This is a genomic window from Pseudomonas sp. B6(2017) (assembly GCF_002112765.1).
Lineage (GTDB): Bacteria > Pseudomonadota > Gammaproteobacteria > Pseudomonadales > Pseudomonadaceae > Aquipseudomonas > Aquipseudomonas piscis.
This window is the reverse complement of the sequence record NZ_NEIQ01000008.1, coordinates 128,927-148,439: the sequence shown is the minus strand read 5'-3', so window position 1 is coordinate 148,439 and position 19,513 is coordinate 128,927. Positions and strand designations below refer to the sequence as shown.

Sequence of the window (19,513 nt, the reverse complement as noted above, 5' to 3'; positions counted from 1 at the left end):
CGGTCGAAATTACTCTTCACGGGCCGTAGCCTCCGTAATGGTAGGGCTGGCGAACTCTGGCTTGAGCTGGCCATCCGGGCCCAGGAGCCAGGCATCCATGACCTGGCGCACTACAGGGGCGGCGACGCCGGAGCCCGACTCACCGTTCTCCACCATCACCGACACCACTATCCTGGGGTTCTCGGCCGGGGCAAAACCAACGAACAAGGCATGGTCGCGATGGCGCTCCTGGACCTTGGAGCGGTCGTATTTTTCGCCCTGCTTGATCGCCACCACCTGGGCGGTACCACTCTTGCCGGCAATCCGGTAGGGCGAGCCGACCGCCGCCTTGCGCGCAGTACCCCGGGGGCCGTGCATCACCTGCTGCATACCGTGGTTGACCCGCATCCAGTCCGCCGGATCACGCAGCACGATGTCCGGCATCGGGTTGTGGTCCACCGGCCGTGCGCCCTCGATGCTCTTGGCCAGGTGCGGCCGGTTCCAGCGTCCCTTGCTGGCCACCAGGGCGGTGGCCTGGGCCAGTTGCAGGGGCGTCGATTGCATATAGCCCTGGCCGATCCCGAGGATCAGGGTTTCCCCCGGGAACCAGGCCTGGCGCCGGGTCGCACGCTTCCACTCACGGGTCGGCATCAGCCCTGGCGACTCCTCGAACATATCCAGGGAAACCTTCTGGCCGATGCCGAACTTGCCCATGTAGGCCGAGAGCCGGTCGATCCCCAGCTTGTGGGCCAGATCATAGAAATAGGTATCGTTGGACCGCATGATCGCCGTGTCCAGATCGACGTAACCGTCGCCGGTGCGGTTCCAGTTGCGGTACTTGTGGTCATAGTTGGGCAACTGGTAGTAGCCCGGGTCGTAGACCCGGCTCGTGGCCGTCACCACTCCCGCGTCGAGCCCGGCAATGGCTACCGCCGGCTTGATGGTCGAACCCGGTGGATACAACCCGCGCAACACTCGGTTGAACAGTGGCCGGTCGATGGAGTCACGCAGCTCGGCGTAAGCCTTGAAGCTGATCCCGGTGACGAACAGGTTGGGATCGAAACTCGGCTGGCTGACCATCGCCAACACTTCGCCGGTGTTGGGGTCCAGGGCCACCACCGCGCCGCGTCGACCGCCCAGGGCCGCCTCCGCAGCCTCCTGCAGCTTGATATCCAGGCTCAGGATGATGTCCTTGCCGGGAATCGGGTCGGTGCGCTTGAGCACCCGCAGCACACGGCCACGGGCATTGGTCTCGACTTCCTCGTAGCCCACCTGGCCATGCAGGTCGTCCTCGTAGAAGCGTTCGATGCCAGTCTTGCCGATGTGGTGGGTGCCGCTGTAGTTCACCCGATCCAGGGACTTCTGTTCTTTTTCATTGATCCGTCCCACATAACCTACGGAGTGGGCGAAATGCGCACCCTGGGGATAATGTCGGACCAACTGGGCCACCACCTCCACGCCAGGCAGGCGGAACTGGTTCACCGCGATACGAGCGATCTGCTCTTCCGTCAACTCGAACAGGATCGGCACCGGCTCGAACGCCCGCCGCCCCTGCTTGACCCGCTTCTCGAACAGCACCCGGTCTTCCGGCGTCAGTTCCAGCACCTCGACTATCACATCGAGAACCTGCCGCCAGTCGCCGGAGCGCTCGCGGGTCATGCTCAGGCTGAAGCTGGGCCGGTTGTCGGCCACCACCACGCCGTTACGGTCGTAGATCAAGCCCCGGCTCGGAGGGATGGACTGGACGTGAACCCGGTTGCTCTCCGAAAGCGTGGAGTGAATCTCGTACTGGATCACCTGCAGGTAATACAGCCGGGCGATCAGCACGCCGATCAGGCTGACCACCAGGATGGCGCCGAACACCACCCGGTTACGCACCAGGCGGGCGTCTTTTTCATGGTCCTTGATACGGATCGGCTGGGACATGGGGGGGCGCAGGCTACTTGTGGTAAGGGTGGCCGGACAGCACGGTCCAGGCGCGATACAGCTGTTCGCCGATGAGGATCCGCACCAACGGGTGCGGCAAGGTCAGGGGCGACAGAGACCAGCGCTGGTCCGCCCGCGCGCAGACTTCCGGCGCCAACCCTTCCGGGCCGCCGACCATGAAGTTCACGGTACGCGAGTCCAGGCGCCAGCGGTCCAGCTCCACCGCCAACTGCTCGGTGCTCCAGGGCTTGCCGTGCACCTCGAGGGTCACGATGCGTTCGTTATGCCCGACCTTGGCCAGCATGGCCTCGCCTTCCTGACGGATGAAGCGGGCCACGTCGGCATTCTTGCCCCGGGTGTTGAGCGGTATTTCCACCAGTTCCAGCGCCAGCTCGGATGGCAGACGCTTGGCATACTCATGCCAACCCTCTTCCACCCACTTGGGCATGCGTGAACCGACAGCGATCAGACGCAGGCGCACAGCCGTCCCTTATTGCTGGTCTTTGTTGAGCTTGGCGAAATGCTCGTGGGTGTTTTCCGGGCTGTGGTGCTTGCCATCGGCCGCGCGGCTCTGCTCGGCGCCCTGCCACAGGCGCTCCAGGTCGTAGAACTGGCGGGCCGAGGCGGTCATCATGTGTACGATCACTTCGTCCAGGTCCAGCAGCACCCAGTCGCTGTCGCCCTTGCCTTCTTCACCCAGCGGACGTACGCCCTGGGCCTTGACCATCTCGCGGACCTTTTCCAGCATCGCGCCGATCTGGCGGTTGGAGGTACCGGTGGCGATCACCATGTAGTCGGTGATGCTCTGCTTGTCGCGCACATCGATCACCAGGATGTCCTGGGCCTTGACGTCTTCCAGCGCGGCGACAGCCACCTTGACCAAATCTTCGCCTTTCATTACTTGGTTAGTCATATAAAACTCGTTCAGCTCGTATGTATGGAACGCCGCACGACATGGGCCGGCAGCCTTCCTTCAGTTCGGCACACGGTACAGTCCGTGAGCATCGATATAGGCCAGGACCGCGTCAGGCACCAGGAAACGTACCGACTTACCGCTGGCCAGCAGTTGACGGATCTGGGTGGCAGACACCGCGAGCGGTGTCTGCCAGACGAATGCAATGTGTCCCCCCGGCCCTTGCAGGGCCAGCGGGTCGCTCACCGAGCGGGCCGCCAGCAGGTTGCGCAGGGCATCCGGCGGCTCACTGTCGGCATCCGGGCGTTGCAGCACCAGGATGTGGCAGTGCTGGAGCAGTTCTTCCCAGCGATGCCAGGTGGGCAGGCCGCAGAAAGCGTCCCAGCCCAACAGCAGGAACAACTGGTCGTCCGCGGCCAGTTCGGCGCGCATCTGCTCCAGGGTGTCTATGGTGTAGGACGGTTTGTCCCGTTTCAGCTCACGGTCGTCCACCACCAGGGGTGAAACGCCCGCCACCGCACGCTCGACCATCGCCAGACGATCGAGCGCCGACACCTGCGGTGTATCCCGATGAGGCGGCCTGGCACTGGGTGTCAGGCGCAGCTCGTCGAGTCGCATGGATTCGGCCACTTCCAGTGCGCCACGCAGGTGGCCGATATGCACTGGATCGAAGGTGCCGCCCAGCAGGCCGATACGTTTGCCCATCAAGTACGCACGTGACCGTCGCCGAAGACCACGTACTTCTCGCTGGTCAGGCCTTCCAGGCCTACCGGCCCACGGGCGTGCAGCTTGTCGGTGGAGATGCCGATCTCCGCGCCCAGGCCGTATTCGAAACCGTCGGCGAAGCGCGTCGAGGCATTGACCATGACCGAGCTGGAATCCACTTCGTTGAGGAAGCGCCGGGCGTCACTGAAGTTCTCGGTGACGATGGAATCGGTATGGTGCGAGCCGTAGGCATTGATGTGTTCGATGGCCTGCTCCAGGCCGTCCACCACGCGGATCGAGAGGATCGGCGCGGTGTACTCGGTACGCCAATCTTCTTCGCTGGCCTCCAGCACATCGCCCCCGAGGATCGCCCGGGTCTGCTCGCAGCCACGCAACTCGACACCCTTGTCGCGATAGATCGCGGCCAGCGGCGGCAGTACGCGCCCGGCGATACCGGCATGGACCAGCAGGGTCTCCATGGTGTTGCACGGGGCATAGCGCTGGGTCTTGGCGTTGTCGGCGATGCGGATGGCCTTGTCCAGGTCCGCGGCGACATCGATGAATACGTGGCAGACGCCATCCAGGTGCTTGATCACCGGCACCCGGGCATCACGGCTGACCCGCTCGATCAGGCTCTTGCCGCCACGGGGCACGATCACGTCGACGAACTCGGGCATGGTGATCAACGCGCCCACCGCGGCGCGGTCGGTGGTCTCCACCACTTGCACCACGTGGGCCGGCAGGTCGGCCGCCGCCAACCCTTGCTGGATGCAAGCGGCGATGGCGCGGTTGGAATGAATGGCCTCGGAACCGCCACGCAGGATGGTGGCGTTGCCGGACTTGAGGCACAGGGCCGCGGCGTCGATGGTCACGTTGGGACGCGACTCGTAGATGATGCCGATCACGCCCAGGGGCACCCGCATCTTGCCCACCTGGATGCCCGAGGGCAGGTAGCGCATATCGCGGATTTCACCGATGGGGTCAGGCAGCTTGGCCACCTGACGCAGGCCTTCGATCATCTCGTCGATACGGGCGGGGGTGAGTGCCAGGCGATCCAGCAGCGCCGGTTCCAGACCATTGGCCCGGCCGCTGGCCAGGTCCTGCTCGTTGGCCGCGGTCAGTTCCGGTCGCGCGGCGTCCAGCGCATCGGCAGCCGCCAGCAGCGCGCGGTTCTTCTGCACGGTGGTGGCGCGGGCGATGACCCGGGAAGCTTGGCGGGCAGCGCGACCCAAACGGGTCATGTAGTCAAGAACGGACTCAGTCATGGTCTGGTGTGGTCTTGGCAAAGAGGAAAGCGGCTGATTATAGCTGTCGCGCCGGCCCACGGACAGCGGTCACGGGCGGATGGTCGAAATACTGCTGGTTCAGCCTGAATTAAGCCTGAAGTTGTTATCATTCCGGCACTTTCCTGGCCATTACCCTTCACCATCATGTCCATCCTGACCTCTGCGAAACTGCCCAAAGCCCTGCCTGACAGCTTTTTCGACCGTGACGCTCAGCTCCTGGCCCGTGAGCTGCTGGGCAAGGTGATCCGCCATAAAGTCGGGGACCTGTGGCTCTCAGCGCGCATTATCGAGACTGAAGCCTATTACTGCGAGGAAAAAGGCAGCCATGCCTCCCTCGGCTTCACGGAAAAACGTAAGGCGTTGTTTCTGGATGGTGGCCACATCTATATGTATTACGCCCGGGGCGGTGACTCGCTGAACTTCAGCGCCCAGGGCCCCGGCAATGCGGTGCTGATCAAGTCCGCCTATCCCTGGGTCGACGAGGTTTCAGGCCCTGCCAGCCTGCAACAGATGCAACTGAACAACCCGGACGCCAGCGGCCAGCCTCGCCCCGCGCAAAAGCTCTGCGCCGGCCAGACCCTGCTATGCAAGGCCCTGGGCCTGAAAGTCCCGGTCTGGGATGCGAAACGCTTCGATCACGAAATCCTTTTTGTCGAAGACGCCGGCAACGCCGTGCCCAAGATCATCCAGACCACCCGCCTGGGTATTCCCCACGGGCGCGACGAACACCTGATGTATCGCTTCGTCGATGCCGCCTACGCCCCCTGCTGCACTCGGAACCCACTGCGCCGAGGCCAGGTCGAAGGGCGCGACTACCTCATCCTCGGCTGATCCGCCGGCCCTGCCTGACACTGAAATGGAGTTGAACCTATGGGCCCATGGCTCGACAGCGTGACCGCCTGGCTGAGCACCAATCCGCAGTGGCTGGCCGCCGCGGTATTCATCGTCGCCTTCGTGGAATGCCTGGCCATCGCCGGCCTGATCGTCCCCGGTACGGTGCTGCTGTTCGCCATTGCCGTACTGGCCGGCAACGGTGCCCTGTCGCTGGGCGAGACCTTAGTGCTGGGCTTTACCGCCGGGGTCCTCGGCGATGTGATCTCCTACCTTTTGGGCCGGCGCTTCCACCAGAGCATCCGGCGCCTGCCGGGCCTGCGCCAGCATCCTGAATGGATCACTGGCGCGGAGGCCTACTTCCAGCGCTATGGCATCGCCAGCCTGTTGGTCGGGCGCTTCATCGGCCCCCTGCGCCCGATGCTGCCGATGGTGGCGGGCATGTTCGACATGCCGTTCCCGCGCTTCTTCGCCGTCAGCCTGCTGGCCGCGGCGGGTTGGTCGGTGGCCTACCTGTTGCCGGGCTGGGCCACTGGCGCAGCCATTCGCCTGCCGCTGCCCGAAGGCTTCTGGCCCCAGGCCGGGGTAGTCATCGGCAGCCTCGCGGTGTTGATCGGGCTGAGCGTCAACAGCAGCCTGCGCCGCCACCGCCGGGCAACCCTGCTGATGTCCGGCCTGGGCCTGGCCTTGCTGATCGGGCTGTTCATCGGCTATCCCCACCTGGCCCAGTTCGACCAGGGACTGATCGCCCTGGTACAGGAACATCGTGACCCTGCACTGGACAAGGTCATGGTGATGGTCACCCAGATCGGTGAGTTCCGCGCCATGTTCGTCATCAGTGCGGTCCTGACCCTGCTGCTGGTGCTGCTGCGCCAGTGGCGCCAGGCGGTATTCGCCGGCGCCACGCTGCTGTGCACCGCGCTGGCCAATACCGCCAGCAAATGGTTCTTCGCCCGAGTGCGTCCCGAGGTGCTGACCGAGCCGCTGGCCAGCTTCAGCATGCCCAGCGGGCATTCCTCCGGATCCTTCGCGCTGTTCCTGACCCTGGCCGTACTGGCCGGGCGTGGCCAACCGCCGCGGATGCGCCTGACCTGGCTGCTACTGGGCTGCCTGCCGGCGCTGTCGATCGCGATGTCGCGGGTCTACCTGGGGGCCCACTGGCCTACCGACATTCTCGCCGGAGCCATGCTGGCGACCTGCGTCTGTGCTGCGAGCCTGACCCTTTGCCAGTGGCAGGCCCCGCTCAAGCCGATGCCGGCCAAGGCCTGGTGGCTGGTACTGCCGGTGATGGTCCTGCTGTGTGCCTTCATGTCGATGCGGCACCTGCCACAGGCGCTGCTGCGCTACGCCTATTGAGGCGGGCTGCGCGGCGGCTCAGGCGAAGAGCTCGCCCTGCAGCTCGTCCAGCAACTGCTGGATCGCATCCAGACGCTGCTGCGGATCGTCCAGTTGCAGCAGGTCGATCTTGTCCAGCTCGGTAAAGGGCAGCAGATAGGCCAGCTGATTGCCCAGGGACAGTTGTCCGGCCGCCTCGGCACCCATTTCCAGGGCCTCGACCATGGGGTGTTCAGCCAAGGCCTTGAGCAGCGCCACCAGGTCGGCATCGTCGTCCCGCAGCGGCTGCTCCGTCGCCTCCTCCAGCCATTGCACCCGGGCCACCGTCAGCTGGTCCTTCTGCACCTCGCTGTCCAGCACGCGAAAGCGCCGCCCGCCCCTGACGCGGATTCCCAGCAGGCCGTTGTCCTGCTGGTGGAAGTCGGTGATCAGCGCCTCGCAGCCCACCCGGGCATATCCCTGGGGCGCAAGGCCGGTTTCCTCGCCCTCCAGGATGCACACCACACCGAAACCGCTGCCCTGCTTCATACAGCGACCGATCATGTCCAGGTAGCGCGCCTCGAAGATCTGCAGGTCGAGGATGCACTCGGGAAACAACACGGTATTCAGGGGGAGCAACGCCAGACTCATGCCACCATCCTCAAACCAGCAACGACACCGCCAGCGGCAGCAGGACCGCCGTGGCCACGCCCATCAGACTCATCGCCAGCGCCGCGAAGGCGCCACACTCCTCGCTTTCCTGCAGGGCCACCGAAGTGCCCACCGCATGGGCCGTCATGCCCAGGGCCATGCCCCGCGCCTCCGGCGCCTCGACCCCCAGGCGATCCAGCAGCGCCGGGCCGAAGATCGCCCCCAGTACCCCGGTGATCAGCACGAACACCGCCGCCAGCGCCGCCACGCCGCCGATCTGCTCGGCCACCAGCATGGCGATCGGTGACGTCACCGACTTGGGCGCCATGGTCATGAGGATCATGTGCTCGGCGCCGAACCACCAGCCCAGCAGCACTCCCAGGCTGGTGGCCAGGACTCCGCCCAACACCAGCGTAGTAAAGATCGGCCAGAACAATTGGCGGATGCGTCGCAGGTTTAGATACAGCGGCACCGCCAGGGCCACGGTGGCCGGTCCCAGCAGAATGCTCAGGATCTCGGTGCTCTTGCGATACTCGGTGTAGCTCAGGCCACAACCGACCAGGACGCCGATCACCAGCAGCATGGACACCAGCACCGGTTGCAGGAATATCCAGCGGGTCTTCTCGAAGGCTGCCAGCACCAGTTGATAGGCCCCCAGGGTGATGCCGATGCCGAACAGCGGATGGTGGATCACCGCCGCCCAGGCCCCCTGCCAGTCGAAGGTCATTGGTCATCCTCCCGGCGCGCCTGGCGCTTGACCAGGCGCTGCATCAGCACACCGGCGAAGGCCATGGACAGCACCAGCGACAAGACCAGTGCACCGACGATGGCCCAGAAATCCGCGGCGATATCCCGGGCATAGACCATCACCCCAACGGCGGGCGGCACCAGCAGCAGCGGCAGGTAGCGCAACAGGCTGCCGGCGGCCTGGCTCAACGGCTCGCCCACCTCACCGCGGATGATCAGGAACACCAGGAGCAGCAACAGGCCGATGATCGGACCGGGAAGCACGGGCAACAGCAAGTGATTGAGCGCCGTCCCGAGCAGTTGGAACAGCACCAGCCATGTCAAACCCCGTAGCAACATACCGCCTCTCCAGCCAGATACCGTGGCGCATTATAAGCACGCAGGCGCTATGAACCGGCATTCGCCAAAAGCATGGACGTTTACCCGGGCCGGATCGCCATGATGATCTACAGTGGAGATTCCGGAGCGAAAAACACCCTATCGATCACTAAAACCGTTGAACCCAAGGAGAGTGTCAATGCCCTATGTTCCTGCTGCAGAGCTCAAGGACTACGTTGGGAAGGAACTGGGACGTTCCGCATGGCTCACCATCGACCAGGAGCGTATCAACCTGTTTGCCGAGGCCACCGGTGACTTCCAGTTCATCCACGTGGACCCGGTCAAGGCCGCACAGACTCCGTTCGGCGGCACCATCGCCCATGGGTTCCTGACCCTGTCGCTGATCCCCAAGCTGATGGAAGACATCCTGGTGCTGCCAAAGGGCCTGAAGATGGCGGTCAACTATGGCCTGGACAGCGTGCGCTTCATCCAGCCGGTGGCGGTCAACTCCCAGGTGCGACTCAAGGTCGACCTGACCGACGTCACCGAGAAGAAACCCGGCCAATGGCTGCTCAAGGTCACCGCCACCCTGGAGATCGACGGCCAGGAAAAACCCGCCTACATCGCCGAGCCCCTGTCGCTCTGCTTTGTCTGATGCCTCTCGATGCGAAACAGCTCACGCTGTTTCGCTCGGTCTCTCTATATACAAGGCACACCGCTACGGCATACTCGGACCCCTAATCATCCGGAACCCGTTATGCGCCCACTTGTACCCCTGGTCATGACCCTCCTGCTCAGCGCTTGCGGTGACGGCGAATCGCTGTTGCCGCCCGATGCCCGCCTGCCGGATGGCGGCCGCTACCGGGGCGACCTGATGGACGGCCTGCTGCAGGGCCAGGGGCGCATCGACTATCCCAACGGCAGCTGGTACGCCGGCCAGTTCGACAAGGGCCAGTGGCACGGCCAGGGCGAATGGCACGGCAGCAATGGCGAGGTCTATCGCGGCCAGTTCCAGCAGGGGCTGTTCCACGGCCAGGGCACCCTGACCACCAAGGACAGCAACTACAGTGGCGGCTTCAAGCTGGGGCGCCGGGATGGCGAAGGCACCCTCAAGGAAGACGGCATGACCTACCGGGGCGAGTTCAAGGCCGACCTGTACTCGGGCCTGGGCCGCCTGGAGCTCGAGGACGGCAGCCAGTACCAGGGTCAGTTCGCCAAGGGCAAACCCAATGGCGAGGGCCAGCGCAGCGACTCCAGCGGCAACCAGTTCAGCGGCCACTTCGTCGATGGTCAACTGGAGGGCAATGGCACCTTCAACAGCGCCGAAGGCGATATCTACGTCGGTGGCTTCAAGCACAACCAGCTCAACGGCAAGGGCCGCTACGAAAACTCCGATGGCGATGTCTGGATCGGCCAGTTCAAGGAGGGCGCCCTGGGCGGCAAGGGCGAGCTGATCGGCGCCGACGGCAGCCATTACATCGGCACCTTCAGCGACTGGCGCTTCAGCGGCGAAGGCCGCCTGAACCTCACCGACGGCAGCTTCTACATCGGTGGCTTCGACAGCGACAACTACCAGGGCCGCGGGGTACTGGTACTGCGGGACGGCAGCGTGCAAAGCGGGACCTGGAACAACGGCCTGCGAGTTCGCGACGCCGAGGGCAAGCTGCTCCCCGACCCGCTTGAAGGCGCCCTGCTGGCCCAGGGCGGCTTGCTCCGGGAGGCCCTCGATGCCGTGCCCGCCTCCACCCCGGCCATCGAGCTCTACAGCCTGACGCTCGCCGGCGATGGCAAGCAGAGCGTATTCCTGCGCGAGGCCGACTACGTCAGCAACATGCTCACCAGCCGCTTCGGCGCCCTGGGCCAGGTTCGCCTGGTCAACCACCGCGACCAGATGATGACCCGCCCCATGGCTACCAGGGAAAACCTGCGCCGTGCCGCCCAGGTCCTGGCCGAACGCAGCGGCCCCGAGGACCTGGTGTTCATCTACCTCACCAGCCACGGCACCAGCGAACATGAGCTGGTCCTGGACCAACCACGCCTGGAACTGGCGGACCTGCCTGCCGACGAGCTGGCCAGCGCCCTGGCACCGCTGAAGAATCGCGACAAGATCGTCGTCATCTCGGCCTGCTATTCCGGTGGCTTCATTCCAGCCCTCAAGGATGAGCGAACCCTGGTCATGACCGCCTCCCGGGCCGACCGGGTGTCCTTCGGCTGTTCCGAGGAAGCCGACTTCACCTACTTCGGCGACGCGCTGTTCGCCCAGGCCCTGAACCAGACCGACGATCTGGAGCACGCCTTCCTGCTGGCCAAGGCGACCGTGGCCGAACGTGAGCAGACCGAGAACTTCGAACCCTCCGAACCACAGATCTGGGCGCCCAAGGGAGTACTCGCCCACTGGCAGCAACTGCGCAAGCAGCAGGCACGAAAAGCGCTGCAGAGTGTCTCTATCAGCAACAAGGAAGCGCAGAGCTACTAAGCTGAAACTGTATCAAGGGGGAATGACCATGTACCTGACGCCTCAGCACATCCTGCTGGCCGGCGCCTCTGGCCTGACCGGAGAGCAACTGCTTGATCGCCTGCTCAGCGAGCCCACCATCAGCCGCGTCCTGGCCCCCAGCAGACGCCCGCTGAGCCAGCACCCGCGACTGGAAAACCCGGTAGGCGACCCTGCTGTGCTCCTACCCCAGTTGAGCGGCAAGGTGGAGATCGCCTTTTGCTGCCTGGGCACCACCATCAAGCGTGCCGGCTCCGAGGCGGCCTTCCGCGCCGTCGACCTGGACCTGGTCGTAGCGTTCGGCAAGCGCGCCCTGGAAATGGGCGCACGGCACCTGGTAGTGGTTAGCGCCCTGGGCGCGGACCCCAAGTCGTCGATCTTCTACAACCGGGTCAAGGGCGAGATGGAAGAAGCCCTGAAGCGCCAGGGTTGGCCGCAACTGACTATCTGCCGACCTTCCCTATTGCTGGGCGACCGGGTCGAACCACGCCTGGGCGAACAACTGGCCGGTCCGCTGTCGCGACTGATTCCCGGCAAGTACCACGGCATCGAGGCCTGCCAGCTAGCGCGAGCCATGTGGCGCCTGGCCCTGGAAGAACAAAGCGGCACCCGGGTGGTGGAGTCCGACGAGCTGCGCAAACTGGGTAAATGACCTCGCGCTACAAACCGCCCGTGGCGCGAAACCCCACCCCCAGTGCCGTCAGCACTGACAACGGCAGCAGCAGGGTATCGAGCAAGGCGCTGGCCGGCAGGTCCAGCCCCGGGTAACCGGGAGCCTGGGCGCCGAAGCGATCCACCGGGCAGCAACCGCCCTGCATTGCATACAAGTCCAGGCGCGTTCCGGCGTATACCACCGGCGCCCCGGGCTTCGCCGCATCCAGGGTACGGGCCGTGGCGCAGCCGCCCAACTGCAGGGCGGCCAGCAACAGCAGCAGGGCTTTACTCATCACTGCTCAAGTGATGTTCGCCCCAGCGGGGCAGCATGTCCTGGGGAATGTTCAGCAGGTTGAGAATCCGCGCCACGACGAAATCCACCAGGTCATCGATGGTCTGCGGCTGGTGATAGAAGCCCGGCGACGCCGGCAGGATGGTCACGCCCAGGTTCGACAGCTTGAGCATGTGCTCCAGGTGAATACTGGAGTACGGCGCCTCGCGCGGCACCAGGATCAATTGCCGACGCTCCTTGAGGGTAACGTCCGCAGCCCGCTCGATCAGGTTGTTGCAGGCCCCGGTGGCGATCGCCGACAGGGTGCCGGTGGAACACGGCACCACCACCATCGCCGCGGGCGAGCCGGAGCCAGAGGCCACCGGCGACATCCAGTCTTCCTTGCCGTAGACCCGGATCTGCCCCGCCGCCGCCCCTGTGTATTCGGTGAGGAAGGCCTGCATCAGTTGCGGCTTGGCCGGCAAGGTCACGTCGGTCTCGGTGGCCATCACCAACTGCGCGGCCTTGGAGATCAGGAAATGCACTTCCCGGTCCTCGCGGACCAGGCAGTCGAGCAGGCGCAGGCCATATTGGGCGCCGGACGCCCCGGTCATGGCCAGGGTGATGCGTTCCGGGCCGTTGTTCATTGCAGCGCCTCGGCCAGCTTGCCGTGCAGGCCGCCGAAGCCGCCGTTGCTCATGATCACCACCTGGGTCCCGGGCTTGGCCTGGCTCTTCACTCGCTCGATGATGCCGTCCAGCGAATCGCTGACGATCGAGGGCACCGTGCACTGGGCCGCAGTGGCCGCCAGGTCCCAACCCAGGTTGGGCGGCGCGTACCAGATCACCTGGTCGGCCTGGTTGACGCTTTCCGGCAGGCCGTCACGGTGGGCACCGAGCTTCATGGAGTTGGAGCGCGGCTCGATGATGGCGATCACCGGCGCCTCGCCGACGCGCTTGCGCAAGCCATCCAGGGTGGTGGCGATGGCGGTCGGGTGGTGGGCGAAGTCATCGTAGATGGTCACCCCTTGCACCTCGGCGACTTTCTCCATGCGCCGCTTCACGCTCTTGAAGGCACTCAGCGCAGCGATGCCCATGGCCGGCACCACGCCCACATGACGGGCCGCGGCCAGGGTCGCCAAGGCGTTGGCGACGTTGTGCTGGCCGGTCAGTTCCCACTCGACCACGCCTTGGCTCACACCCTCGAACAACACCTCGAAGGCCGAACCGTCTTCGCTGCGCAGCTTGACCTGCCATTGACCACCGGCGCCGGTAGTCTGTACCGGGGTCCAGCAGCCCATCTCGATCACTCGCTGCAAGGCGGGTTCGGTGGTGGGGTGGATCACCAGGCCTTCGCTGGGGATGGTCCGTACCAGATGGTGGAACTGCCGCTCGATGGCCGCCAAGTCCGGGAAGATATCCGCATGGTCGAATTCGAGGTTGTTGAGGATGGCAGTGCGCGGACGGTAATGGACGAATTTCGAGCGCTTGTCGAAGAAGGCGCTGTCGTACTCATCGGCCTCGATCACGAAGAACGGCGTACCGCCCAGGCGCGCCGAAACCGCGAAGTTCTGCGGCACGCCGCCGATCAAAAAGCCCGGACTCATCCCGGCATGCTCCAGCACCCAGGCCAGCATGCTGCTGGTGGTGGTCTTGCCGTGGGTACCGGCCACCGCCAGGACCCAACGCCCTTGCAGCACATGGTCCGCCAGCCATTGCGGGCCGGACACATAGGGCAAGCCCTTGTTCAACACATATTCCACCGCCGGGTTGCCCCGGGACATGGCGTTGCCGATCACCACCAGGTCCGGCGCCGGGTCCAGCTGGGCCGGGTCATAACCCTGGGTCAGCTCGATGCCCTGGGCTTGCAGCTGGGTGCTCATCGGCGGATAGACGTTGGCGTCGGAGCCGGTGACGTGGTGGCCGAGCTCTTTGGCCAGAACCGCCATCGACCCCATGAAAGTGCCGCAGATACCGAGAATATGGATGTGCATAGTCGACCTCATAAAACATCGGCGCAGGGTAGCCTAGAGGGCTGCAAATCGCACCCTTTAGCTGACGGGGAGATGCCGCCGCGGCCTGGGCCACGGCAGGCGATGGACGTGCCTGGGCTCAGCGCGAAATGCCGTGCTTGCGCAGCTTGCGATACAAGGTGTTGCGACTGACCCCCAGTTGCTCGGCGGTATGGGTCATGTGCCAGCGCTGCTGCTCCAGTGCCGCCAGCAGCGCCTGGCGCTCGGCGTCGTCCAGGGGGCGCTCCGGCTGCGCCTGGAGCGCTTCGCTCGCCGGAGCCAGGCGGCTGCCCTGGCGAATCATCGCCGGCAAGTCGTCGATGCCGATCCGACCGTCTTCGCACAAGGCCGCCAGGGTCCGCAGCACATTGCGCAGCTGCCGTACGTTGCCCGGCCATGAATAGCCCAACAGCGCCTGGCGTGCAGGCTCGTCCAGGCCCACTGGCTGCGTGCCCGCCTCTTCGGCCAGGAGGAAGTCCAGCAACTGGGATTTGTCACTGCGTTCACGCAATGCCGGCAGGGCGATCTCCAGGCCATTGAGCCGGTAGTACAAGTCTTCGCGGAAGCTGCCATCGCGCACCCGCTCCTGCAGGTCGCGGTGAGTGGCACTGATGATGCGCACATTGACCGGTTGCGGCTCGCCACCGATGGGCACCACCAGCCGATCCTCCAGGACCCGCAGCAAGCGGGTCTGCAAGGCCAGCGGCATGTCGCCGATCTCATCCAGGAACAAGGTGCCGCCGTCGGCCTGCTGCAGCTTGCCGCGCATGCCTTCCTTGCGCGCCCCGGTGAAGCTGCCGCCGCGGTAGCCGAACAGTTCGCTCTCGATCAGGCTTTCCGGGATCGCCGCGCAGTTGAGGGCGACAAAGGCCTTGTCCGCCCGGACGCTGCCCTGGTGCACGGCCTTGGCGAACGCCTCCTTGCCGGAGCCGGTCTCGCCATTGATCAGCAGCGGCACATCACGCTCGAACACCCGCGAAGCCCGGCGAAAATCGTTCTGCAGGCCGGCGTCCCCCAGGCAGATCCCCGGGGCGCGGGGCTGGAGCACTTCCAGCGGCGCGCGCAACAAGGGTGGCGTGACGGGCTGCGGGGCACCGCGCAACAAGGCGAACAAACGCCGTCCGTCCCGGGTTCGCAATGGCCAGCTGGCGCTGGCATTGAGGCTGGCACGAGCGAACAGCTCATCCAGGGAACAATCGAAAAAACTCTCCACGGGCTTGCCCAGCAGGCCACCGCGAATATGCCCCAGCAGGTTCAGGGCACTCTGGTTCACCGCGCAGATCCGCCCTTCGCCGTCGAACGCCAGCAGCCCCTCGCTGAACAGCCCCACCGACTCGGCCTGCAAGTGAAAGCGCAGCAACCACTGGTTTTCGAAGTAACGCAGGAAGTAACAGCTCTCGATCATCTTCGCCGAGAGATTGACCATGGCCATGGTGTGGAACTGGCTCTGGCGGGAAACATCCTGTCGGGCCGAAGACACGTCCAGTACCGCCAGCAACTCGCCATGGGGATCGAACACCGGGCTGGCGGAGCAGGTCAGGCCGGTGTGCCGGCCACGGAAATGCTCGTCCTGGTGGATGGTCAGCGACTGGCGTTCCACCAGGCAGGTACCGATACCGTTGGTGCCCTCGCGGGCCTCGCTCCAGTCGGCGCCGAGCCACAGGCCGGCATGCTCGAAGATCTTGCGCTCGCTGGGAGCGGTGATGCAGTTGAGGATGACCCCGCGGGCATCGGTCAGCAGCACCGCGTGGCCGGCACCGGACAACTGCTGGTGCAGGTTGGCCATTTCCGTGCCGGCGATCTGCAGCACATCGCGCAGGCGCTCGCGGCTCTCCAGCAAGCGGCCGTGCTCGAGCACCGTCGGCGCCATGGCCAGTGCCGGGTCGAGGTGATAATCCTCCAGGCAGCGCAGCCAGGAACGGGCGATGGATGGATCGCTGCCAGGTCCCTGCAGATGAGCCTTGCCCCGGGCGACCGTCAGCACTTGCTGGGCATGGCGGGTCAGATGATTGCTGCTGTGCATTTCTTATTGTTCTCCTGCTGTGCTGTCACGCGCGGGCGCCATCCTGTAGCCGCCGAAAGTTCGGGAATCGCTGCCAGCCGACAAAACTCCGAGGATTCTGCGGATTTGTCCGACAGGATTCGACACGCGAATCAGCATCCTCCAGCCGTGACCGCATTGCAACGTCGGCATGCCCCACAAGTCACAGGTTGTGCCATCAGGGTTACAAACTGTCACTCGATACTGCGCCAGATTTGCCACAGCCCAGGTCCAGGGGCTGCGACCTGTTGTCGCAAGGCCTTGATTCACCTGGCATGGAGCACACTGGCCCGGGCTTTGCTCTACGCTTGCCATGCGCTAAAGCGCGTCCTCCCCCATAAGCATAAAAGCCAGGAGATACCCCATGCGTTACGCACACCCCGGTACTGAAGGCGCTATCGTTTCGTTCAAGAGCAAGTACGGCAACTACATCAACGGCGAATTCGTCGCGCCCATCAAAGGCCAGTACTTCACCAACACCTCGCCGGTGAACGGCAAGCCGATCGCCGAATTCCCGCGCTCCACTGCCGAAGACATCGATAAAGCCCTGGACGCCGCCCATGCCGCCGCCGATGCCTGGGGCGCGACCTCGGTCCAGGCCCGCTCGCTGATCCTGCTGAAGATCGCCGACCGTATCGAGCAGAACCTCGAACTGCTGGCCATCACCGAAACCTGGGACAACGGCAAGGCCGTACGCGAGACCCTGAACGCCGACATCCCCCTGGCCGCCGACCATTTCCGCTACTTCGCTGGCTGCCTGCGGGCCCAGGAAGGCAGCGCCGCCGAGATCGACGGCAACACCGTGGCCTACCACATCCATGAACCACTGGGCGTGGTCGGCCAGATCATCCCGTGGAACTTCCCGATCCTGATGGCCGCCTGGAAGCTGGCCCCGGCCCTGGCCGCCGGCAACTGCGTGGTGCTCAAGCCCGCCGAGCAGACTCCGCTGGGCATCACCGTGCTCATGGAAGTGATCGGCGACCTGCTGCCAAAAGGCGTGCTCAACGTGGTGCAAGGTTTCGGCCGCGAAGCCGGCGAGGCCCTGGCCACCAGCAAGCGCATCGCCAAGATCGCCTTCACCGGCTCGACCCCGGTGGGCTCGCACATCATGAAATGCGCCGCCGAGAACATCATCCCGTCCACCGTGGAACTGGGCGGCAAGTCGCCGAACATCTTCTTCGAAGACATCATGCAGGCCGAGCCGAAGTTCATCGAGAAGGCCGCCGAAGGCCTGGTGCTGGCGTTCTTCAACCAGGGTGAAGTCTGCACCTGCCCATCCCGCGCCCTGGTGCAGGAGTCGATCTACGACGAATTCATGCAGGCGGTGATGAAGAAGATCGAGCAGATCAAGCGTGGCGACCCGCTGGACACCGACACCATGGTCGGCGCCCAGGCTTCCGAACAGCAATTCGACAAGATCCTGTCCTACCTCGACATCGCCAAGAACGAAGGTGCGCAGCTGCTCACCGGCGGCAAGGTGGAGAAACTCGAAGGCGACCTGGCAACCGGCTACTACATCCAGCCGACCCTGCTCAAGGGCACCAACAAGATGCGCGTGTTCCAGGAAGAAATCTTCGGGCCAGTGGTGAGCATCACCACCTTCAAGGACGAAGCCGAGGCCCTGGCGATCGCCAACGACACCGAGTTCGGCCTGGGGGCCGGGGTCTGGACCCGCGACATCAACCGCGCCTACCGCATGGGCCGTGGGATCAAGGCCGGCCGCGTGTGGACCAACTGCTACCACCTGTACCCGGCGCACGCCGCGTTCGGTGGCTACAAGAAATCCGGCGTGGGCCGCGAGACCCACAAGATGATGCTCGACCACTATCAGCAGACCAAGAACCTGCTGGTGAGCTACGACATCAATCCGCTGGGCTTCTTCTGATCGACCCTCCCGGCGACCCCAAGGTCGCCGGGAGGTTTTTTCGCGGCCCTGCCGCACATCTACACCTTCGTGGTCCGGTGCCACTGGCTTGCCGGACGGGACGCTGCTGTCGGAAGTTCTGAGTCAACGACCTCGCGCGCACAGCCCCGGGCTTGAACAAGAGCCTTGAAAAACAATAAGACAAGGGAGCAAAGCAATGGACCAGATCGGCAACTACGTGCTCTACCTCATCATGCTCTGTGCCGTGCTCGGCGCCCTCGCTGCCATCTATGACAGCGATCGCGGGCTGGGCAAGGAGTTCATGGAAGGCATCCACGCCACGGGCTACATCTTCGTGCCGGCGGCGGGGATCATGGCTTCCATCCCCTATCTCACCGTATTGATCGAATCGGTCTTCGGACCCTTCTTCGAATCCCTGGGCGCCGACCCGGCCCTGGCGGCGACCATGATCATCGCCTCGGACATGGGCGGCTACCACCTGGCCTCGGCCCTGGCGGCCAGCAAGGAAGCGCTGGTGATGGCATTGATCACCGGCTTCATGGGTGGCGCCACCATCGTCTTCTCGATCCCCATGGGCCTGGCGATGCTCGACAAGCGCGACCACAAGTACATGGCCCTGGGGATCATGTCCGGCATCCTGACCATCCCGGTCGGGGTGATGGTGGCCAGCCTGATCCTGGCCTTCAGCAACCCGATGGTCCGCGAGCTGGTCAGCACCAACTCCGAGGCCAGCTACCAACTGGCCCTGGCCGTGGGCGGCCTGTTCGCCAACCTGCTGCCGATCCTGATCTTCGTCGTGGCCCTGGCCCTGGGCCTGCGGTTCCTGCCGGACCTGATGATCAAGGGCTTCATCATCTTCGGCCGGACCCTGGACGCAGTGATCAAGCTGGTGCTGGTGGCGTCGATCGTCCAGCACTTCACCGGCGTGTTCACCACGGTCTTCGGCAGCTGGGGCTTCCACCCGATCATCGCCGACGCCGAGGACCAGACCCGCGCGCTGGAAACCGCCGGCTACATCGGCATCATGCTGGCCGGGGCCTTCCCCATGGTCTACCTGCTGCGCAAGTACCTGGGCAAACCCCTGGAGAGCCTGGGCGGCAAGGTCGGCCTGAGCGCCGTGGGCAGCGCCGGCATGCTGGCCACCATTGCCAACATCCTGGCGATGTTCCGCCTGGTGCGCTACATGCCGCCAAAGGACAAGGTAGTCAACATCGCCTTCGGTGTCTGCGCGGCCTTCCTGCTGGGCGACCACCTATCCTTCACCGCCAACTTCCAGCCGACCATCATCCTGCCGGTGCTGATCGGCAAGCTCAGCGCCGGTTTCGTCGCGGTGGGCCTGGCCTACTGGCTGTCGGTGCCCAAGGCCCTGCAACTGGAAGCCCAGGACCGTGCGGCCGGGATCATCGCCGAGGGCGAGTACCTGGGCGATAGCGTGCAGGAAGCGCCAGTAGGGCCCGGGCAAAAGGCCACAGCCTGAGCCCGGCACG

19 protein-coding genes are annotated in these 19,513 nt (G+C 64.7%); 7 read left to right on the top strand and 12 right to left on the bottom strand.

Annotated elements, in window-relative coordinates; all coding sequences use genetic code 11:
• Window positions 1-9 precede the first annotated feature (9 nt).
• From mrdA to CAG11_RS15405, 5 genes are read right to left on the bottom strand one after another with little or no spacing between them, the layout of a single operon-like run.
• Window positions 10-1,905 (bottom strand): penicillin-binding protein 2, encoded by a 1,896-nt coding sequence (mrdA, locus tag CAG11_RS15425; protein ID WP_085596960.1) that lies wholly within the window; start codon window positions 1,903-1,905, stop codon window positions 10-12.
• Window positions 1,906-1,918: 13 nt separating this feature from the next.
• Window positions 1,919-2,386, bottom strand: a complete 468-nt coding sequence (gene rlmH / locus CAG11_RS15420) for a 23S rRNA (pseudouridine(1915)-N(3))-methyltransferase RlmH (protein ID WP_011063671.1) — start codon at window positions 2,384-2,386, stop codon at window positions 1,919-1,921.
• A gap of 9 nt (window positions 2,387-2,395) precedes the next feature.
• Entirely contained in the window at window positions 2,396-2,818 is a 423-nt protein-coding gene (gene rsfS / locus CAG11_RS15415) for a ribosome silencing factor (RefSeq protein WP_031320587.1), read from the bottom strand.
• A 60-nt stretch (window positions 2,819-2,878) separates the two neighbouring features.
• The gene (gene nadD, locus CAG11_RS15410; RefSeq protein WP_022641207.1) at window positions 2,879-3,523 is read right to left on the bottom strand and encodes a nicotinate-nucleotide adenylyltransferase; all 645 of its coding nucleotides are present in this window, start codon (window positions 3,521-3,523) and stop codon (window positions 2,879-2,881) included.
• Window positions 3,523-4,788, bottom strand: coding sequence for a glutamate-5-semialdehyde dehydrogenase (locus tag CAG11_RS15405; protein WP_085596959.1), 1,266 nt, complete (start codon window positions 4,786-4,788; stop codon window positions 3,523-3,525). Before CAG11_RS15405 ends, nadD begins: the two co-directional genes overlap by 1 nt.
• A gap of 165 nt (window positions 4,789-4,953) precedes the next feature.
• Between CAG11_RS15405 and CAG11_RS15400 the strand changes: the two genes are divergently transcribed.
• Together CAG11_RS15400 and CAG11_RS15395 are read left to right on the top strand one after the other, a co-directional pair.
• Entirely contained in the window at window positions 4,954-5,640 is a 687-nt protein-coding gene (locus CAG11_RS15400) for a DNA-3-methyladenine glycosylase (protein ID WP_022641209.1), read from the top strand.
• A gap of 39 nt (window positions 5,641-5,679) precedes the next feature.
• Window positions 5,680-6,996 carry a bifunctional DedA family/phosphatase PAP2 family protein gene (locus tag CAG11_RS15395; RefSeq protein ID WP_085596958.1) on the top strand — a complete coding sequence of 439 codons (1,317 nt, stop codon included), beginning with the start codon at window positions 5,680-5,682 and terminating at the stop codon, window positions 6,994-6,996.
• Window positions 6,997-7,014: 18 nt separating this feature from the next.
• Here CAG11_RS15395 and CAG11_RS15390 read toward each other — a convergent pair whose 3' ends face one another.
• From CAG11_RS15390 to CAG11_RS15380, 3 genes are read right to left on the bottom strand one after another with little or no spacing between them, the layout of a single operon-like run.
• The gene (locus CAG11_RS15390) at window positions 7,015-7,605 is read right to left on the bottom strand and encodes an LON peptidase substrate-binding domain-containing protein (RefSeq protein WP_085596957.1); all 591 of its coding nucleotides are present in this window, start codon (window positions 7,603-7,605) and stop codon (window positions 7,015-7,017) included.
• Between the two features lie 10 nt (window positions 7,606-7,615).
• The gene (locus CAG11_RS15385) at window positions 7,616-8,332 is read right to left on the bottom strand and encodes an LrgB family protein (RefSeq protein ID WP_053134815.1); all 717 of its coding nucleotides are present in this window, start codon (window positions 8,330-8,332) and stop codon (window positions 7,616-7,618) included.
• The gene (locus tag CAG11_RS15380; protein ID WP_085596956.1) at window positions 8,329-8,691 is read right to left on the bottom strand and encodes a CidA/LrgA family protein; all 363 of its coding nucleotides are present in this window, start codon (window positions 8,689-8,691) and stop codon (window positions 8,329-8,331) included. Before CAG11_RS15380 ends, CAG11_RS15385 begins: the two co-directional genes overlap by 4 nt.
• 178 nt (window positions 8,692-8,869) lie before the next feature.
• Here CAG11_RS15380 and CAG11_RS15375 point away from each other — a divergent pair, with 178 nt between their 5' ends.
• The 3 genes from CAG11_RS15375 to CAG11_RS15365 all read left to right on the top strand — a co-directional run bounded on the left by CAG11_RS15375 (window position 8,870) and on the right by CAG11_RS15365 (window position 11,816).
• On the top strand, window positions 8,870-9,325 hold the full coding sequence (locus CAG11_RS15375) for a MaoC family dehydratase (protein WP_085596955.1): 456 nt from the start codon (window positions 8,870-8,872) through the stop codon (window positions 9,323-9,325).
• Between the two features lie 102 nt (window positions 9,326-9,427).
• A complete protein-coding gene (locus CAG11_RS15370; RefSeq protein WP_085596954.1) occupies window positions 9,428-11,146 on the top strand; it encodes a C13 family peptidase in 1,719 nt (572 codons plus the stop codon).
• 28 nt (window positions 11,147-11,174) lie between these two features.
• Complete coding sequence (locus tag CAG11_RS15365) at window positions 11,175-11,816, top strand: oxidoreductase (protein WP_053134955.1); 642 nt, start codon at window positions 11,175-11,177, stop codon at window positions 11,814-11,816.
• Between the two features lie 7 nt (window positions 11,817-11,823).
• Here CAG11_RS15365 and CAG11_RS15360 read toward each other — a convergent pair whose 3' ends face one another.
• The 4 genes from CAG11_RS15360 to CAG11_RS15345 all read right to left on the bottom strand — a co-directional run bounded on the left by CAG11_RS15360 (window position 11,824) and on the right by CAG11_RS15345 (window position 16,123).
• Window positions 11,824-12,111 carry a YceK/YidQ family lipoprotein gene (locus CAG11_RS15360; protein WP_085596953.1) on the bottom strand — a complete coding sequence of 96 codons (288 nt, stop codon included), beginning with the start codon at window positions 12,109-12,111 and terminating at the stop codon, window positions 11,824-11,826.
• Window positions 12,104-12,736, bottom strand: coding sequence for a flavin prenyltransferase UbiX (gene ubiX / locus CAG11_RS15355; RefSeq protein ID WP_022641219.1), 633 nt, complete (start codon window positions 12,734-12,736; stop codon window positions 12,104-12,106). The genes CAG11_RS15360 and ubiX overlap by 8 nt, the downstream gene beginning before the upstream one ends.
• Entirely contained in the window at window positions 12,733-14,082 is a 1,350-nt protein-coding gene (gene mpl / locus CAG11_RS15350; protein ID WP_022641220.1) for a UDP-N-acetylmuramate:L-alanyl-gamma-D-glutamyl-meso-diaminopimelate ligase, read from the bottom strand. Before mpl ends, ubiX begins: the two co-directional genes overlap by 4 nt.
• Before the next feature lie 118 nt (window positions 14,083-14,200).
• Window positions 14,201-16,123, bottom strand: a complete 1,923-nt coding sequence (locus CAG11_RS15345; protein ID WP_085596952.1) for a sigma-54-dependent Fis family transcriptional regulator — start codon at window positions 16,121-16,123, stop codon at window positions 14,201-14,203.
• A gap of 382 nt (window positions 16,124-16,505) precedes the next feature.
• Here CAG11_RS15345 and CAG11_RS15340 point away from each other — a divergent pair, with 382 nt between their 5' ends.
• Together CAG11_RS15340 and eutH are read left to right on the top strand one after the other, a co-directional pair.
• A complete protein-coding gene (locus tag CAG11_RS15340; protein ID WP_022641222.1) occupies window positions 16,506-18,026 on the top strand; it encodes an aldehyde dehydrogenase family protein in 1,521 nt (506 codons plus the stop codon).
• A 196-nt stretch (window positions 18,027-18,222) separates the two neighbouring features.
• Window positions 18,223-19,503 carry an ethanolamine utilization protein EutH gene (gene eutH / locus CAG11_RS15335; RefSeq protein WP_085596951.1) on the top strand — a complete coding sequence of 427 codons (1,281 nt, stop codon included), beginning with the start codon at window positions 18,223-18,225 and terminating at the stop codon, window positions 19,501-19,503.
• Window positions 19,504-19,513 lie beyond the last annotated feature (10 nt).

Bases quoted from the DNA above. Each gene is read 5' to 3' on its own strand.
- CAG11_RS15390 (WP_085596957.1), bottom strand. From the start codon at position 7,605: ATGAGTCTGGCGTTGCTCCCCCTGAATACCGTGTTGTTTCCCGAGTGC.
- rsfS (WP_031320587.1), bottom strand. From the start codon at position 2,818: ATGACTAACCAAGTAATGAAAGGCGAAGATTTGGTCAAGGTGGCTGTC.
- CAG11_RS15345 (WP_085596952.1), bottom strand. From the start codon at position 16,123: ATGCACAGCAGCAATCATCTGACCCGCCATGCCCAGCAAGTGCTGACG.
- CAG11_RS15395 (WP_085596958.1), top strand. From the start codon at position 5,680: ATGGGCCCATGGCTCGACAGCGTGACCGCCTGGCTGAGCACCAATCCG.
- mpl (WP_022641220.1), bottom strand. From the start codon at position 14,082: ATGCACATCCATATTCTCGGTATCTGCGGCACTTTCATGGGGTCGATG.
- CAG11_RS15385 (WP_053134815.1), bottom strand. From the start codon at position 8,332: ATGACCTTCGACTGGCAGGGGGCCTGGGCGGCGGTGATCCACCATCCG.
- CAG11_RS15400 (WP_022641209.1), top strand. From the start codon at position 4,954: ATGTCCATCCTGACCTCTGCGAAACTGCCCAAAGCCCTGCCTGACAGC.
- CAG11_RS15360 (WP_085596953.1), bottom strand. From the start codon at position 12,111: ATGAGTAAAGCCCTGCTGCTGTTGCTGGCCGCCCTGCAGTTGGGCGGC.
- CAG11_RS15405 (WP_085596959.1), bottom strand. From the start codon at position 4,788: ATGACTGAGTCCGTTCTTGACTACATGACCCGTTTGGGTCGCGCTGCC.
- nadD (WP_022641207.1), bottom strand. From the start codon at position 3,523: ATGGGCAAACGTATCGGCCTGCTGGGCGGCACCTTCGATCCAGTGCAT.
- eutH (WP_085596951.1), top strand. From the start codon at position 18,223: ATGGACCAGATCGGCAACTACGTGCTCTACCTCATCATGCTCTGTGCC.
- CAG11_RS15340 (WP_022641222.1), top strand. From the start codon at position 16,506: ATGCGTTACGCACACCCCGGTACTGAAGGCGCTATCGTTTCGTTCAAG.
- CAG11_RS15375 (WP_085596955.1), top strand. From the start codon at position 8,870: ATGCCCTATGTTCCTGCTGCAGAGCTCAAGGACTACGTTGGGAAGGAA.
- CAG11_RS15370 (WP_085596954.1), top strand. From the start codon at position 9,428: ATGCGCCCACTTGTACCCCTGGTCATGACCCTCCTGCTCAGCGCTTGC.
- ubiX (WP_022641219.1), bottom strand. From the start codon at position 12,736: ATGAACAACGGCCCGGAACGCATCACCCTGGCCATGACCGGGGCGTCC.
- mrdA (WP_085596960.1), bottom strand. From the start codon at position 1,905: ATGTCCCAGCCGATCCGTATCAAGGACCATGAAAAAGACGCCCGCCTG.
- CAG11_RS15380 (WP_085596956.1), bottom strand. From the start codon at position 8,691: ATGTTGCTACGGGGTTTGACATGGCTGGTGCTGTTCCAACTGCTCGGG.
- CAG11_RS15365 (WP_053134955.1), top strand. From the start codon at position 11,175: ATGTACCTGACGCCTCAGCACATCCTGCTGGCCGGCGCCTCTGGCCTG.